The organism is Variovorax sp. V35 (assembly GCF_041154465.1).
In the GTDB taxonomy this organism is placed as follows: Bacteria; Pseudomonadota; Gammaproteobacteria; order Burkholderiales; family Burkholderiaceae_C; genus Variovorax; species Variovorax boronicumulans.
The window spans coordinates 3,894,579-3,908,726 of the sequence record NZ_AP028666.1 but is presented as its reverse complement, the minus strand read 5'-3'; the positions used below and the strand labels follow the sequence as shown (position 1 = coordinate 3,908,726).

The following is a 14,148-nucleotide window of genomic DNA, read 5'->3' as shown; positions in this document are numbered from 1 at the left end:
CCAGCAAACACCGAGGAACCGGCTCCGCCGGGCCTCAGGTGTTGCCCCCGGTAGGGGGTTGGCGAAGCGACACGAAGTGCGCGAAGCCTGGGGGCGAGCCTACTTAGTGCCGAAGATGCGGTCGCCGGCGTCGCCCAGGCCCGGCAGGATGTAGCCGTGGCTGTCCAGCTCGCGGTCGATGGCGGCGGTGTAGATCGGCACGTCGGGGTGCGCTGCCTGCATCGTCTTCACGCCTTCGGGGCAGGTCAGCAGGCAGACGAACTTGATCGACTTGGGGTTGAGTTCCTTCAGCCGTTCGACCGCGGCCACGGCCGAGTTGCCGGTGGCGAGCATGGGGTCGACCACGATCACGTCGCGGTTCTCCATCTCGCCGGGCATCTTGAAGTAGTACTCGACGGCCGTGAGCGTCTTGGGGTCGCGGTACAGGCCGATGTGGCCGACGCGCGCGCCCGGCACCACCGTGAGCATGCCGTCCAGGATGCCCGTGCCGGCCCGCAGGATCGACACCAGCACCACCTTCTTGCCGTCGATGACCTTGGCCTGCATGGTCTCCAGCGGGGTCTCGACCTCGATGTCCTGCATCGGCATGTCGCGCGTGACCTCGTAGGCCATGAGCATGCTGATTTCGTTCAAGAGCCGGCGGAAGCTGTTGGTGGAGGCGTCCTTGCGGCGCATCAGTGTGAGCTTGTGCTGGACGAGGGGGTGGTCGACGAGGTGGACGTTGCTCATTGGAGTCTTCTTTTGGTGTGCCGTTGCGGAAAAACAGGAGAGTCTAAAAGACTAGAAGACGGTGCCGTCGCTCTCGATCTGCAGCGGTGGCGCACCGTTTCGCAAGCGCTGTGCCAGCACCCGGCCCGCGGCCCAGGTGCCGCCTTCGAGCACACAGGCCAGGGGCAGCTCTTCCTCGGTGCGGTCGAGCACCTTGCGCACGCGCGGGGCGATTTCGTCGAGCAGCGCGACGGTGAGGGCGCGCCATTCGACGATGAACTCGTCGCCGGCCTTCCAGCGGCGGGTGAGAAAGGCCGGCTCGCGCGGCACGATCACGCCGTTGTCGATCAGCAGGCCGCCGTTGCGGTACTCGGGCAGGGCCGTGAGCGCGTCGAGGTGGCGCACCTTCACGCCGGCCCATTCGAAGGGCTCGAGCAGCGAGTACGTGAGCCACTGCGACAGCTTGTGGAACGGCATCCAGCCGTTGGTGAGCCCGGGGCCGGCGACGGCGCTGTGGCGCCAGCAGTCGCCCAGCGCGAAGGCCGGGTCGCCCGAGCCGATGCCGCCCGCGTTGTCGCTGCCGTCGGCCGCCAGGCTGTCGATGGCGTTGGCCGAGGGCCAGATGTGCGACAGCGTGTCGAGCAGCAGCGACAGGATCTGGTGCGCCGTGATCTCGGCCGTCGGCGGCGAGGCCGCGCCCAGCGGGGCCACGAGCGCGTCGAAAAGGCCGGCGGGCCGGCCGTCGTCGCCGAAGGTCTCGGGCTGCTCGCTCATGGCCTCGCCCAAGCGGCGCAGCAGCACGGCGCGCCCGGACAGGCCGACCAGCGGATTGACCTCGCTCACCTGGAAGGCGTCGCCCAGGCGCTCGGTCACGAGGCCGCGCAGGCCGGCCGCGTCGGCCTGCAGCGGGTGGTTCGGGTCGGAGGAAAAGAGCCCGCTCGTGAACGCATGGAAGCACGCCACGCCCAGGCCTTCGGAGCGCGTGAAGCGCAGGCCGGTGGCCGGTTCGGTGTAGTGCCAGGTCGGGCCGGCGCCGGCGTCGAGCAGCACGCTCACCAGCGTGAGGTCGATGTGGGCGCGGGCGCGCTGGCGGGCGTCGAGGCCTTTGCCGAGCAGCGCATCGAGCTGCTGGCGGCGGTCGACGCCGCCGGCCTCGAAGTGGCGCCAGCGGCTGTGATACGGGATGGTGTCCCAGGGGTAGCGCTCGCGCGTGACCTCGGCCACGGTGCGCGCCGCGTCTTCGAGCGCGTCGTCGCTGCCGATGCGGAACCACTGCGATTCGCCGCGGCGCGCCCGCGCCAGCAGGGCGCCCGCGCGCTGGCGGATGGCGGTGGTGGTGCGCAGCAAGGTGGCGGCGCCGGCCGGGTGGGCGGTGTCGGGCGCGAACTCGATCGACGGATCGACAGCGCCCGCGCCGCCGGGGCGCAGGCTGCCGGAACCGTCGGCGGGCAGGTCGATGTCGGTGCTTCGGCTCATTCGCTCAATCCCCGGCCCTTGGCCTTTTTCAGTTCCTCTGCGTCCGGCACCGGGCCGGGCGTGAAGTAGCCGGCCGCCATCTTGGCGTCCATCTCGACGCGGGCGTCGGCCGGGATCAGTTCGTCGGGAATGTTCACGCGTTCGCCGATCTCGATGCCCGAGCCGGTGATGGCGTCGAACTTCATGTTGCTCATCGACACGAGGCGGTGGATCTTCTTGATGCCCAGCCAGTGGAAGACGTCGGGCATCAGCTCCTGGAAGCGCATGTCCTGCACGCCGGCCACGCACTCGGTGCGCGCGAAATACTGGTCGGCCGTGTCGCCGCCCACCTGGCGCTTGCGTGCGTTGTAGACCAGGAACTTGGTCACCTCGCCGAGCGCACGGCCTTCCTTGCGCGAGTAGGCGATGAGGCCCACGCCACCGCGCTGCGCACCCTGGATGCATTCTTCGATGGCGTGCGTGAGGTAGGGGCGGCAGGTGCAGATGTCGGAGCCGAACACGTCGGAGCCGTTGCACTCGTCGTGGATGCGGGCGGTGAGTTCAACCTCCGGGTTGGCCAGGTCGCGCGGGTTGCCGAAGATGTAGAGCGTCTGCCCGCCGATGGGCGGCAAAAACACCTCGAGGTCGGAGCGGGTGACGAGTTCGGGGTACATGCCGCCGGTTTCCTCGAACAGCGTGCGGCGCAGGTCGGTCTCGGAGCAGCCGAAGCGGCGCGCCACCTCGGGCAGGTACCACACGGGTTCGATGGCTGCCTTGGTCACCATCGCGGCGCCGCCCGTGGTGAGGAAATGGCCGTCGGCCTTCAGGCGCCCGCTCTGCAGCGCCTCGATCACCTCGGGCAGGATCACATGCGCCTTGGTGATCGCGATGGTCGGGCGGATGTCGTAGCCGGCCGCGAGTTCGGTGGAGAACACGTCCGCCACGAGCGCGCCCCAGGGGTCGAGCGAGACGATGCGCCCGGGCTCGCTCCACTGGGGATACGGGCCGATGACGTCGGTGGGCGCGGTGTTGGTGAGGTCGGCCTTGTGTTCGCGCTTGAGCGCGCCGGCCGCCACGGCGAGCGCGCGGTACACGCTGTACGAGCCGCTGTGCGTGCCGATCACGTTGCGGTGCGCGCGCTTGGTGGTGGTGCCGACCACGGGCCCGCGCTCGGTGGCGGTGGCCGCGCCCCAGTGGATGGGCAGCGCGCCGAAGCCGCCGGCATGCGAGGTCAGGCGGATGTGGCCGGTCGAGGACGAGGGGTGGAGCGGAGGGCTCTGCGCCGGGCTGGCACCGGTCGCGGTCGGCAAGGCGGAAGGGAGCGCGGTACTGTCTGCAGACATTTGAGGCCCTCAAAAAATGCAATGTACCGAGCACTTGTGCGGCTGGCAAGCGAGGGCCCGCGCGGTCCGGCCGCACTGGCATTCATGCAGGCGAGGAGCGCAGGCCGTAGGTCTTGCCGTGCACGAACAGGTACTCGGCGCGCAGCACCGCGTCGCCTTTCTCGCCGGTGAAGGTGAAGCCCAGCACGGCCACCGGCGTGCCGGGCTTGATCTCCTCGACGCCCCAGGCCTGCAGCCGCGTGAGCGGGGCCAGCTCGATCTGCCACTTGCGGTCGCGCCGTGTCGGCAGCTGCGCCTTGGCCAGCAGCGCCGCGCCGTCGACCGTGGCGCTTTGCTTGGGCAGGGGCCGCTGCTTCAGGTCGGGCGGCAGCGCGAGGTTCTCGGGCAGCTCGATCTCCAGCTCGCCGTGCGGATTGCGCCAGCTCACCTTGGTGGCGCGGCCTTCCAGATAGAGCGGGCGCTCCTGGTCAAAACTGCTCCAGCCGTGGTGGGCCCAGGCGGGCAGGGCCAGTGCGATCGAACCGGTCACGAACATGCGTCGATGCAGCATCGCGTTCTCCTTGGTCAGACATAGGCAATCCAGCGCCCGCAGATGATGACAGCGAGCCAAAACCCCAAAGACAGGAGGCATTGAAACCTGGCGAACCCGCTCTGCCCGCCGAGGTCACCGCGCAGGTGGAACCAGGCGGCGTTGAGACCGGCCAGCAGGATCAGCAGCAGCTTGACGCGAAAGGCCGTGTTGTTCAGCAACTCGCCCGGCTGGCTGGCGAACATGGTCAGGCCGGTCAGCGCGCACAGGCCGAAGCCCAGCAGGGCGGGGCGCAGCGTGAGGCGCGCCAGCAGCGGCGCCGGCAGCTCGCGGGCCAGGCCGAGGGCGCGCAGCTCGAACACCAGCAGGCCGCCGAACAGCAGCGCGATGCCCACGATGTGCGCCGCCTCCAGCGCCGGGTAGGCCCAGGGGTGGGAGACGAGTCCGGCCAGCATCGGCGCAGCTTAGCCCAAGCCTCGCCCCGGGGGCGCGGCACAATCCCTTGCAATCTTTTTTCACCAGGCTGTAACCGGCCGGCCCGATGGCACGAAACACCGTAGGCAGCAGGACGACACCGAGCGACGCGGAAGCGGCCTTGCGCCGCCTGTTCCTTCGCGGCCTCGACGGCGACGCCGGCGCGTACCGCGAGTTCCTGCAGAAACTGAGCGCGCACCTGCGCGCTTTTCTGGGCAAGCGCCTGTTCGGCTGGCCCGATGAAGTGGAAGACCTCGTCCAGGAATGCCTGCTCGCCATGCACAACCAGCGCCACACCTACCAGAGCGACCAGCCGCTGACGGCCTGGGTGTATGCCATTGCGCGCTACAAGATGATCGATCTGCTGCGCGCCAAGTCGGTCCGCGAGGACCTGCATGACCCCCTGGACGACGACCTGGCCGTGTTCGCCGCGTCGGCCACCGAAGCCAGCGATGCGAAGCGCGACCTCGGCGGGCTGCTGCAGACCCTGCCCGAACGCCAGCGCCTGCCCATCGTGCACGTGAAGATCGAAGGCCTCTCGGTGGCCGAGACGGCGAGCCTCACGGGCATGTCGGAGTCGGCGGTGAAGGTCGGCATCCACCGGGGCCTGAAGGCCCTGGCCGCGAAGTTCGGGGGAGGCGCCGCGCCATGAAGACCGACGACCTCGTCAATCTGCTGGCCACCGGCGAGGTGGCGGTGCCGCGGCGCAGCGCCAGCGGGCGCATCGGGCTGGCGGTGCTGGCCGCGCTGCCGGTGTCCTTCGTGATCCTGTTCGGCGAGTACGGGCTGCGGCCCGACCTGGTGCAGGCGATGTTCTGGCCGATGTTCTGGGTCAAGGTGCTGTTTCCGCTGTGCATCGCGGCGGCGGCCTTCGTGACGGTGCAGCGGCTGGCCCGGCCCGGCGTGCGGATGCGCCACGCGTGGTGGGGCGGGGTGCTGCCGGTGCTGGGGATCTGGGGGCTGGCGGCGTTCGTCTGGTTCTCGGTGCCGATCGAGGAGCGCATGCCCTTGCTGATGGGCCAGTCGTGGCGCATCTGTGCCCTGAGCATCGGCTTCATGGCGCTGCCGGTGTTCGCGGCCACCTTCGCGGCGCTGCGGGGGCTGGCACCGACGCGGCCCGCGCTGGCCGGGGCCGCCGCCGGCGCGCTGGCCGGCGGCGTGGGCGCGTCGGTCTACGCGCTGCACTGCATGGAGCTGACCGCGCCGTTCCTCGCGGTCTGGTACGTGAGCGGGATCGCGGTGCCGGTGCTGCTGGGCGCGGCACTGGGGCCGCGCCTGCTGCGTTGGTAGCGCAGCCGCTTTCTCCTAGCGCTTCTTGCTGCCGAAGATCCCGCCCAGCACGCCGCGCAGGATCTCCTTGCCCACCGACGTGCCCATGGTGCGCACCGCCGACTTGGCCATGGTCTGCACGAGGCCGTCGCGCTTGCCGCCGCGCGGGCCGGTGCTGCCGAAGAGCATGTCGTTGAGCATGCCGCCCATGCCGGACGATTCTTCGGCGGCGGCCCCGCCCTTGGCGCCGGCGGCCGGTGCATCGGGCGCGCTCTCGGCGCGGCCCTTGAGCTTTTCGTAGGCCGATTCGCGGTCGACCGTCTTTTCGTACACGCCCGCCACCAGCGAGCCCGCGATCAGCGCCTTGCGCTGCTCGGGCGTGATCGGGCCGAGCTGGCTGCCCGGCGGCAGCACGTACACGCGCTCGGTGATGCTCGGGCGCCCCTTGGCGTCCAGGAAGCTCACCAGCGCCTCACCCACGGCAAGTTCGGTGATGGCGGTCTCGATGTCCAGGCCGGGCTTCTGGCGCATGGTGCTGGCAGCGGCCTTCACGGCCTTCTGGTCGCGCGGGGTAAAGGCGCGCAGCGCGTGTTGCACCCGGTTGCCCAGCTGGGCCAGCACCGAATCGGGAATGTCCAGCGGGTTTTGCGTGACGAAATACACGCCGACGCCCTTGGAGCGCACCAGCCGCACCACGAGCTCGATGCGTTCGACCAGCGCCTTGGGCGCCTCGTTGAACAGCAGGTGGGCCTCGTCGAAGAAGAAGGCCAGCTTCGGCTTCTCGGGGTCGCCGATTTCGGGCAGCTGCTCGAACAGCTCCGACAGCATCCACAGCAGGAAGGTGGCGTACAGGCGCGGCGAGTTCATGAGCTTGTCGGCCGCCAGGATGTTCACCACCCCCTTGCCGCCCACCGTCTGCATGAAGTCGGTGATGTTGAGCATCGGCTCGCCGAAGAACTTGTCGCCGCCCTGGGTCTCGATCTGCAGCAGGCCGCGCTGGATCGCCCCCACGCTGGCGGCGCTGATATTGCCGTACTCGGTGGTGAACTGGCTCGCGTTCTCGCCCACGTACTGCAGCATGGCGCGCAGGTCTTTCAGGTCGAGCAGCAGCATGCCGCTGTCGTCGGCGATCTTGAACACCAGGTTCAGCACGCCGGCCTGGGTTTCGTTCACGTCGAGCATGCGGCCCAGCAGCAGCGGGCCCATGTCGGACACGGTGGCGCGCACCGGGTGGCCCTGTTCGCCGAACACGTCCCACAGCGTGACGGGGCAGGCGGCGGGTTCGGGCACGTCGATGCCGCGTTCCTTGAGCGTGGCGGCCAGTTTTTCGCCCACGCTGCCTTTCTGGCTGATGCCGGTCAGGTCGCCCTTGACGTCGGCCATGAACACCGGCACGCCGATGTTCGACAGTTGTTCGGCGATGGTCTGGAGCGAGACGGTCTTGCCGGTGCCGGTGGCGCCGGTGATCAGGCCGTGGCGGTTGGCTAGGCCGGGCAGGAGGGTGCACTCGATGGTGTCGTGGCGTGCGATCAGAAGGGGGTCGGCCATGGGGCGCTCCGGGTCGTATCGAAGCGCGCAGTCTAATCAACCGCCACTCCTATAATTCACGACCCCGCACGGTCGTTCAGGAAAAAAGTTCAGGAGGTTTTTTTGTCATCGACTGCTCAGCCCCCCATTCCCGCCACTGGCGATGCATCCGAACAGTCGCCGATCGAAAAAGAGCTGGCCGTGTTGCTCGTGAACGCGCTCAATCTCGAGGTCGCACCTGAAGAGATCGTTCCCACCGACCCGCTGTACGGCGAAGGTCTGGGCCTCGACTCCATCGACATCCTCGAAGTCGCGCTCGAAGTCTCGCGCCGCTACGGTTTCCAGCTGCGCTCGGACGACGAGCGCAACCAGCAGATCTTCCAGTCGCTGCGTACGCTCGCGACCCACGTCGCCGAGCACCGCAGCGCCACCTGATCCATGTCCCGATGGCGACTCGTCCTCCTGCTGCTGGTAGGGGTCACGTATGCCGGCCTCTCCCACTGGATGACGCTGTTCCACGCCACCGAGCCCTGGGCTGTGGTGGTGTTGCTCGGCCCGTTGTGGATCGCGGCCATGGGCTGCGCGGCCAGCTGGTTCGGCCGCTGGGGCCTGGCCATTGCGGCGGCGCTGGGCATCGGCGGCTTCTCGCTCGTCTTCCTCGGTGAGGCGGGCGACACGAACCGCCTGTATGTGCTGCAGCACATCGGCATCAACGGAGCCTTGTGCGGCTGGTTCGGCTCGACGCTGCGTGGCAAGGGCCTGCCGCTGATCACCCAGTTCGCGCAGCGCGTGCACCCGCTGAAGGGGCACATGCTGTCGTACACGACGCACCTCACGCAGGTGTGGACGGTGTATTTCGCCGTGGTGGTCGTCTCGTCGATCGTGGTCTACCTGACGATGCCGTTCTCGGCCTGGTCGCTGCTGGCCAACGTGCTGTCGCCGCTGAGCGTGGCGCTGCTTTTCGTGGGCGAGCACCTCGTGCGCTACCGCCTGCATCCCGAATTCGAACGCACGCGCCTCGTCGATGCGGTGCGCGCGTTCTACGGCACCTCGACGGTGGACAACGGCGCTGGCGGCCAATGACACAGGCGCAGCCCGCGTGACCCCCGACACCGCTTCTTCTTCCTTCCTGCCGCTGCTCGCGGACCGCAACCCCGACGCGCCCCTGGCCTGGCGCGCCGGCCAGCCGGTCAGCACGCGCCAGTTCCTGGCCGACGTCGCACGCCTGGCGCCCGCACTGCCCGCCGAAGGGCCTGCCGTCAATCTGTGCCTCGATCGTTACGCTTTCGCCGTGAGCCTGGGTGCCGCGCTGGTGCGCGGCCACGCCAGCCTGCTGCCGCCCGATGCGCGGCCGGACACGCTGGCGCGCCTGACCGAAACCGGCGGCGCCCACCTGTTCGCGCTGACCGACGACGCGAAGCTCGACACCCCCGGCATGCGGCGCCTGCAGGTCGAGGCCGTGCCCGGCCCGGCCGGCGATGCGCCGGTGCCCGCCATCGACGGCGGCCGGCATGCGGCCAGCCTGCTCACGTCGGGCTCCACCGGCGTGCCGCAACCCCATGCCAAGGCCTGGCGCACGCTGGTCGGCGACGTCGAAGTGGCGGTCGAGCGGCTGTGCCGCGTGCTGCAGCGGCCCACGCTCGAAGGGCTCACGCTGGTGGCGACCGTGCCGGTGCAGCACAGCTACGGCCTGGAGTCGTCGGTGCTGCTTGCGATGCTCGGTGGCGCCGCCTTCGAAACCGGACGGCCGTTCTTTCCGGCCGACGTCGCGAAGGCGCTGGCCTCGGTGCCGCGCCCGCGCGCGCTGGTGACCACGCCGTTCCACCTGAAGACGCTGCTGCTGTCGGGCATCGAGTTGCCACCGGTCGACCTGATCCTGTCGGCCACCGCGCCGCTGTCACCACAGCTGGCCGCGCAGGCCGAGCAGGCGCTGGGCGGCGTGCTGCTCGAAATCTACGGCAGCACCGAATCGGGCCAGGTGGCCACGCGCCGCACGACCGAGAGCGAAATCTGGGAAACCTTCGGCGAGATCCGCGTGCATGCGGAACCGGGGGAGGGTGACGGCCCCGAGCGCTTCATCTTCAGCGGCGACTTCATTCCCGAGCCGACGCCGATGGCCGACGTGCTCGAGCTGCTCGATGCGCGGCGCTTTCGCCTGTTCGGCCGAGCCAACGACCTGATCCACGTCGCCGGCCGGCGCAGTTCGCTCGCGCACCTGAACTACCACCTCAACAGCATCGCCGGCGTCGAGGACGGCGCCTTCTGGCTGCCCGACGAGGTGGCCGACGGCGTGGTGCGGCCGGTGGCGTTCGTGGTCGCGCCCACGCTGACGGCGGCGGACATCATTGCTGCACTGCGGCAACGCCTGGAGCCGGTGTTCGTGCCGCGCCGCGTGGTGCAGGTCAAGGCCTTCCCGCGCGAAGGCACGGGCAAGCTCACGGTGCGGGCGCTGCGCGAATTTGCGCTGGCGCAGCTGGCCGACGACCAGACCCCGGTGCAGATGGCGCACACGGTGCCGGTCGACCATCCGGTCTTTGCGGGTCATTTCCCCGGCCAGCCGCTGGTGCCCGGCGCGTTGCTGCTGGCCGAGGTCATGGAGGTCGTGCGACGCGTGCCGGCGCTGTCGGCACGGCTCGGCCAGAGCCCGACGCTCGCGGCCGCCAAGTTCCTGGCGCCCGTGCGGCCCGGCAGCACGCTGTCCATCGAGCTGCATCCCGAGGCCGGAACCGGCCGCGGCGTGCGTTTCGACGTGCGCTGTGACGGCGTGGCGGCTGTCACCGGCCGCTGGACGGCTGTGCCAGAGTCGGCGGGATGAAGCACACCGACGCCGAAACGCGCGCCGTGGACGAAGCGGCGCGGCAGACTGCCCGCCCGGCGGCCCAGCAGGGCGACTGGGCGCGCGCGCCCGAGCGCAGCAACATGCTGGCGCTGCGCTTCATCTGCCTCATGGCGCTGGTGTGCGGACGGCACGTCACGCGGCTGCTGCTGCCGCCGATCAGCCTGTACTTCCTGCTGTTCGCGCCGGCGCCGCGCCGCTACATCAAGCGCTACCTGTTCCGGGCCATCGGCCCGCGCGCGGGCTGGGTCGACGGCTACCGCCTGCTGCACGCGTTTTCCTCCACCGTGCTCGACCGCGTGTACTTCCTGCGCGGGCGCATGGACCTGTTCAAGCTGAAGATCGAAGGCAACGGCCCGATCGAGGCGGAGGCGGCCGAAGGGCGGGGCGCCTTCCTGCTCGGCGCCCACATCGGCAGCTTCGAGGTGCTCGGCGCCTGCAAGCAGCAGAAGCACCAGAACCGCATGCGGCTGGCGATGCTGATGTACCCGGACAACGCGCAGCGCATCACCGCCATCCTGAATGCCATCGCGCTGCCCGAGATGCGGCCCCACGTGATCGCGCTGGGCCGGCCGCATTCCATGCTCGCGCTGCGCGACTGGCTCGACGGCGGCGGCCTCGGCGGCATGCTGGCCGACCGCACCTTGCCGGGCAGCGAGGAACAGCCGGCAAACCAGCGCGGCAACAACATCGTGCTGCCTTTCCTGGGCCAGCCGGCCGTCTTCAACGACGGCCCGTTCCGGCTGGCGGCGCTGCTGCGCCGCAAGGTGTTCTTCATGGCCGGCATGTACGGCGGCGGTGCCCGCTACGATGTCCGGTTCGACCCGCTGGCCGACTTCGGCACGCCGTTCGTCGACGCCGCGGAGCGTGAACGCCGCATCCGAAGCGCGGTCGAAGCCTATGTGGCCCGCCTGGAGGCGCTGTGCCGCGCCTACCCGTACAACTGGTTCAACTTTCATGATTTCTGGCTCGAAGATGCGGCTTGATCGGCTTTGCAGGGTGGTGGTGCTGGCGGTGGCTTTCTGTGCCGCGCCGGCCTGGGCGGCGTTCGACCTGCCCGAACTGATGGGCCTGCTGGCCCGGCAGAAGAGCGGCGAGGCGCGCTTCACCGAGCAGCGCTTCGTGCACGGCCTCGAAGGCCCGCTCGACGCGAGCGGCACGCTGAGCTTCGAGGCGCCCGACAAGCTGGTGCGCCGCACGCTGTCGCCGCGCATCGAGACCATGTCCGTCGACGGCAACACGCTGACCCTGTCGCGCGGCAACCGCAACCGCACGCTGGCACTGGACAGCATGCCCGAGCTGCTGGGTCTGGTCGAAGCCATGCGCGGCACGCTGAGCGGCGATGGCGCCACGCTGCAGCGCTACTTCAAGAGCACCGTGACCGGCGCCGCCGGCAAGTGGACGCTCGACCTCACGCCCAACGACAGCCGGCTGGCCGCGCAGGTGCGCAGCATGCGCATCACCGGCCGCAACAGCGAGGTGCTGGGGCTGGAGATGGAGTTCGTGGGCGGTGACCGCTCGGTCATGCACATCTCGCCCAACGCGCCGCCGTCGGCGCTGCCGGCCGGCGCCCCCGGGCGCGCGGCACCGTGAGCCTGGCGCAGGCGGGCGGCCCGCCGGGGTGGTCGCGCCGCATCGTCGTTCTGCTGGCGTGGCTCTTGGTCGTGGCCCTTGGCGCGGTCGTCATCGCGCGCACCCAGATCGGCGCCGACCTGTCGGCCTTTCTCCCCAAGAGCCCGGACCTGCGCCAGCGCGTGCTCATCGAGCAGCTGCAAAGCGGCGTCGCCTCGCGCACGCTGATGCTGGGCTTCGAGGGCGGCAGCGTCGCGCAGCGCGCTGAGGTCTCGCGCGCCGTCGGCAAGGTGATGCGCGACAGCCAGCTCTTCGACCTGGTGCAGAACGGCGACGTGAGCGACTGGAGCGAGGCCGGCACCTGGGTGTTCCAGCACCGCTACCAGCTCTCGTCCGGCGTGATGCCGGGGCAGTTCACCGCCGAAGGGTTGCGCGAGGCCATCGTCGACACGCTGTCGATGCTCGGCACGCCGGCCGGCAACGCGATCAAGCCCTTGCTCGACAGCGATCCGACGGGCGAGACCCAACGCATCGCGATGGAGCTGGTGCCGGCCAGCGCACCGCGCAGCGAGGCCGGCGTCTGGATGTCGCGCGAGGCGCCGCGTGCGCTCATGATCGCCACCACGCGCGCAGCTGGCGGCGACCTCGACGCGCAGGCCGTCGCCATCGCCCGCGTGCAGGCCGCCTACGAAGCCGCCGCGCGCGGCATGGGCGAGGCCGCGCCCAAGCTGCTGCTGAGCGGGCCGCCCGTGTTCTCGGTGATGAGCCGCGAAAAGATCAAGACCGAAGCCATCCACCTCGCGGTGGTGGGCGGCATCGTGATGAGCGTGCTGCTGCTGCTGGCCTTTGCCTCGCCGCGCGCGCTGGTCATCGCCTTCCTGCCGGTGGCCACGGGCGTGGTGGTCGGCACCGCGTCGGTCAGCCTGGTGTTCGGCTCGGTGCACGGGCTCACGCTGGGTTTCGGCAGCACGCTGATCGGCGAGACGGTCGACTACGCCATCTACTACCTGATCCAGGCACGCGGCGCGGCCGTGGCCGGTACTGGCTGGCAGCGCTGGCGCGAGGTGCATTGGCCCACGGTGCGGCTGGGCCTGCTGACCTCCGTGTGCGGCTTTGCGGCGCTGGTGTTCTCGGGCTTTCCAGGGCTGGCGCAATTGGGCGTGTTCTCGATCGCCGGGCTGGTGTCGGCGGCGCTTGCCACGCGCTACGTGCTGCCTGTGCTGGCACCCGATGGCGCGACCGGCATGGGCATGCGCCGGCACATGGCGCGGCTGGCCGGCCTGCTGGTGCGCGGCCTGCCGCGCCTGCGCTGGCCGCTGGCGGCGCTCGGCGTGGCGGCGCTCGCGCTGGTGCTGTGGCAAGGTGGCCACCTGTGGCGCGCCGACCTGAGCGCGATGAGCCCGGTGCCGCGTTCGGCCCAGCAGCTCGACGAGATGCTGCGCAAGGACATCGGCGCCAGCGACGGCGGCGTGCTCGTGGTGGCCTTCGGCGATGACGAACAGGCCGCACTGCGCCACACCGAGGCTGCGGCCGCGCGCCTCGATGCGCTGGTCGACAAGGGCGAGCTCAGCGGCTACGAAGCCGTGACCCGCGTGCTGCCCAGCGTGGCCGCGCAAACGGCGCGCCAGGCCAGCCTGCCCGACGCCGACACGCTGCGTGCCAACCTGGCCGAGGCGACCAAGGGCCTGCCGCTGCCGGCATCGCGCCTCGGACCCTTCGTGGCCGACGTGGAGGCTGCGCGCAAGCAAGCGCCCGTGCAGCGCGCCGACCTCATGGGCGGCCCGCTGGGCTCCGTGGTCAACACGCTGATGTACGAGCGTCCGGGCGGTGGCTGGTCCACGCTGGTCGTGCTGCATCCCGGCCCGGGCTTTGAACAGGCGCGCCTCGAGGAGGCCCTGGCCGGGCTGCCCGAGGTGCAGGTGGTGGACGTCGGCCGCGAACTCGGCGGCCTCTACCAGCGTTACCTGCACGAGGCCTTCGTGCAGGTGCTGCTGGGTGCGCTCGCGGTGGTGCTGTTGCTGGGCGTGTACCTGCGCTCGTGGCGCCGGCTGCTGGCCGTGTGCCAGCCGCTGCTGTTCGCGGTGGTTCTCACGCTGGGCGGCATGGCGCTGGCACAGGCGGCACTCGGCATCCTGCACCTCGTGGGGCTGCTGCTGATCGTCGCCGTGGGATCGAACTACGCGCTCTTCTTCGACCAGCTGCGCACGACCGGGCGCGCCGACGAAGACACGCTGGCCTCGCTGATGCTGGCCAACCTCACGACGGTGGTGTCGTTCGGGCTGATCGCGATCTCGGACATTCCGGCGCTGTCGTCCATTGGCCGCGTGGTCGCGCCGGGGGCCTTGCTGGCGCTGCTGCTGTCGGCCGCGTTCGCGCGCAACGTGGCGCCCGGGAAGGGCCCGAGCCCGCAGCGACCGCGCTGATGGGAAAATCCG

Annotated in this window: 14 protein-coding genes; 8 read left to right on the top strand and 6 right to left on the bottom strand. The window is 70.2% G+C overall.

Going from position 1 to position 14,148, the window contains the following annotated elements; genetic code table 11:
• Positions 1-99 precede the first annotated feature (99 nt).
• The 5 genes from upp to ACAM42_RS18065 form a co-directional block, all read right to left on the bottom strand.
• Positions 100-729, bottom strand: a complete 630-nt coding sequence (gene upp / locus ACAM42_RS18085) for a uracil phosphoribosyltransferase (RefSeq protein ID WP_159276920.1) — start codon at positions 727-729, stop codon at positions 100-102.
• Between the two features lie 51 nt (positions 730-780).
• Positions 781-2,184 carry a URC4/urg3 family protein gene (locus ACAM42_RS18080; RefSeq protein WP_369628935.1) on the bottom strand — a complete coding sequence of 468 codons (1,404 nt, stop codon included), beginning with the start codon at positions 2,182-2,184 and terminating at the stop codon, positions 781-783.
• Entirely contained in the window at positions 2,181-3,506 is a 1,326-nt protein-coding gene (locus ACAM42_RS18075) for a GTP cyclohydrolase II (RefSeq protein WP_159271758.1), read from the bottom strand. Before ACAM42_RS18075 ends, ACAM42_RS18080 begins: the two co-directional genes overlap by 4 nt.
• Positions 3,507-3,588: 82 nt before the next feature.
• Positions 3,589-4,056 (bottom strand): DUF6152 family protein, encoded by a 468-nt coding sequence (locus ACAM42_RS18070; RefSeq protein ID WP_070060744.1) that lies wholly within the window; start codon positions 4,054-4,056, stop codon positions 3,589-3,591.
• Positions 4,057-4,070: 14 nt separating this feature from the next.
• A complete protein-coding gene (locus ACAM42_RS18065) occupies positions 4,071-4,490 on the bottom strand; it encodes a hypothetical protein (protein WP_070060743.1) in 420 nt (139 codons plus the stop codon).
• A gap of 86 nt (positions 4,491-4,576) precedes the next feature.
• Between ACAM42_RS18065 and ACAM42_RS18060 the strand changes: the two genes are divergently transcribed.
• Positions 4,577-5,161, top strand: a complete 585-nt coding sequence (locus tag ACAM42_RS18060) for a sigma-70 family RNA polymerase sigma factor (RefSeq protein WP_369628934.1) — start codon at positions 4,577-4,579, stop codon at positions 5,159-5,161.
• A complete protein-coding gene (locus ACAM42_RS18055; RefSeq protein WP_369628933.1) occupies positions 5,158-5,799 on the top strand; it encodes a DUF1109 domain-containing protein in 642 nt (213 codons plus the stop codon). Before ACAM42_RS18060 ends, ACAM42_RS18055 begins: the two co-directional genes overlap by 4 nt.
• A gap of 15 nt (positions 5,800-5,814) precedes the next feature.
• On the opposite strand, the gene ACAM42_RS18050 is transcribed toward ACAM42_RS18055, so the two are convergent.
• Entirely contained in the window at positions 5,815-7,326 is a 1,512-nt protein-coding gene (locus ACAM42_RS18050; protein ID WP_307693558.1) for a helicase HerA-like C-terminal domain-containing protein, read from the bottom strand.
• Between the two features lie 102 nt (positions 7,327-7,428).
• On the opposite strand from ACAM42_RS18050, the gene ACAM42_RS18045 reads away from it, so the two are divergent.
• Genes ACAM42_RS18045 through ACAM42_RS18020 form a run of 6 tightly spaced genes read left to right on the top strand, consistent with a single transcriptional unit; the run spans position 7,429 to position 14,136 of the window.
• A complete protein-coding gene (locus tag ACAM42_RS18045) occupies positions 7,429-7,740 on the top strand; it encodes a phosphopantetheine-binding protein (RefSeq protein ID WP_062482694.1) in 312 nt (103 codons plus the stop codon).
• Positions 7,741-7,743: 3 nt separating this feature from the next.
• Positions 7,744-8,388, top strand: coding sequence for a hypothetical protein (locus tag ACAM42_RS18040; protein ID WP_070060740.1), 645 nt, complete (start codon positions 7,744-7,746; stop codon positions 8,386-8,388).
• A 16-nt stretch (positions 8,389-8,404) separates the two neighbouring features.
• Positions 8,405-10,120: an AMP-binding protein gene (locus tag ACAM42_RS18035; protein ID WP_369628932.1), complete on the top strand. Its 1,716-nt coding sequence runs from the start codon at positions 8,405-8,407 to the stop codon at positions 10,118-10,120.
• Positions 10,117-11,127, top strand: coding sequence for an acyl-CoA synthetase (locus ACAM42_RS18030; protein WP_369628931.1), 1,011 nt, complete (start codon positions 10,117-10,119; stop codon positions 11,125-11,127). Before ACAM42_RS18035 ends, ACAM42_RS18030 begins: the two co-directional genes overlap by 4 nt.
• Complete coding sequence (locus ACAM42_RS18025) at positions 11,099-11,734, top strand: LolA-related protein (protein WP_369628930.1); 636 nt, start codon at positions 11,099-11,101, stop codon at positions 11,732-11,734. Before ACAM42_RS18030 ends, ACAM42_RS18025 begins: the two co-directional genes overlap by 29 nt.
• Complete coding sequence (locus ACAM42_RS18020) at positions 11,731-14,136, top strand: MMPL family transporter (protein ID WP_369628929.1); 2,406 nt, start codon at positions 11,731-11,733, stop codon at positions 14,134-14,136. The genes ACAM42_RS18025 and ACAM42_RS18020 overlap by 4 nt, the downstream gene beginning before the upstream one ends.
• Positions 14,137-14,148: the final 12 nt, after the last annotated feature.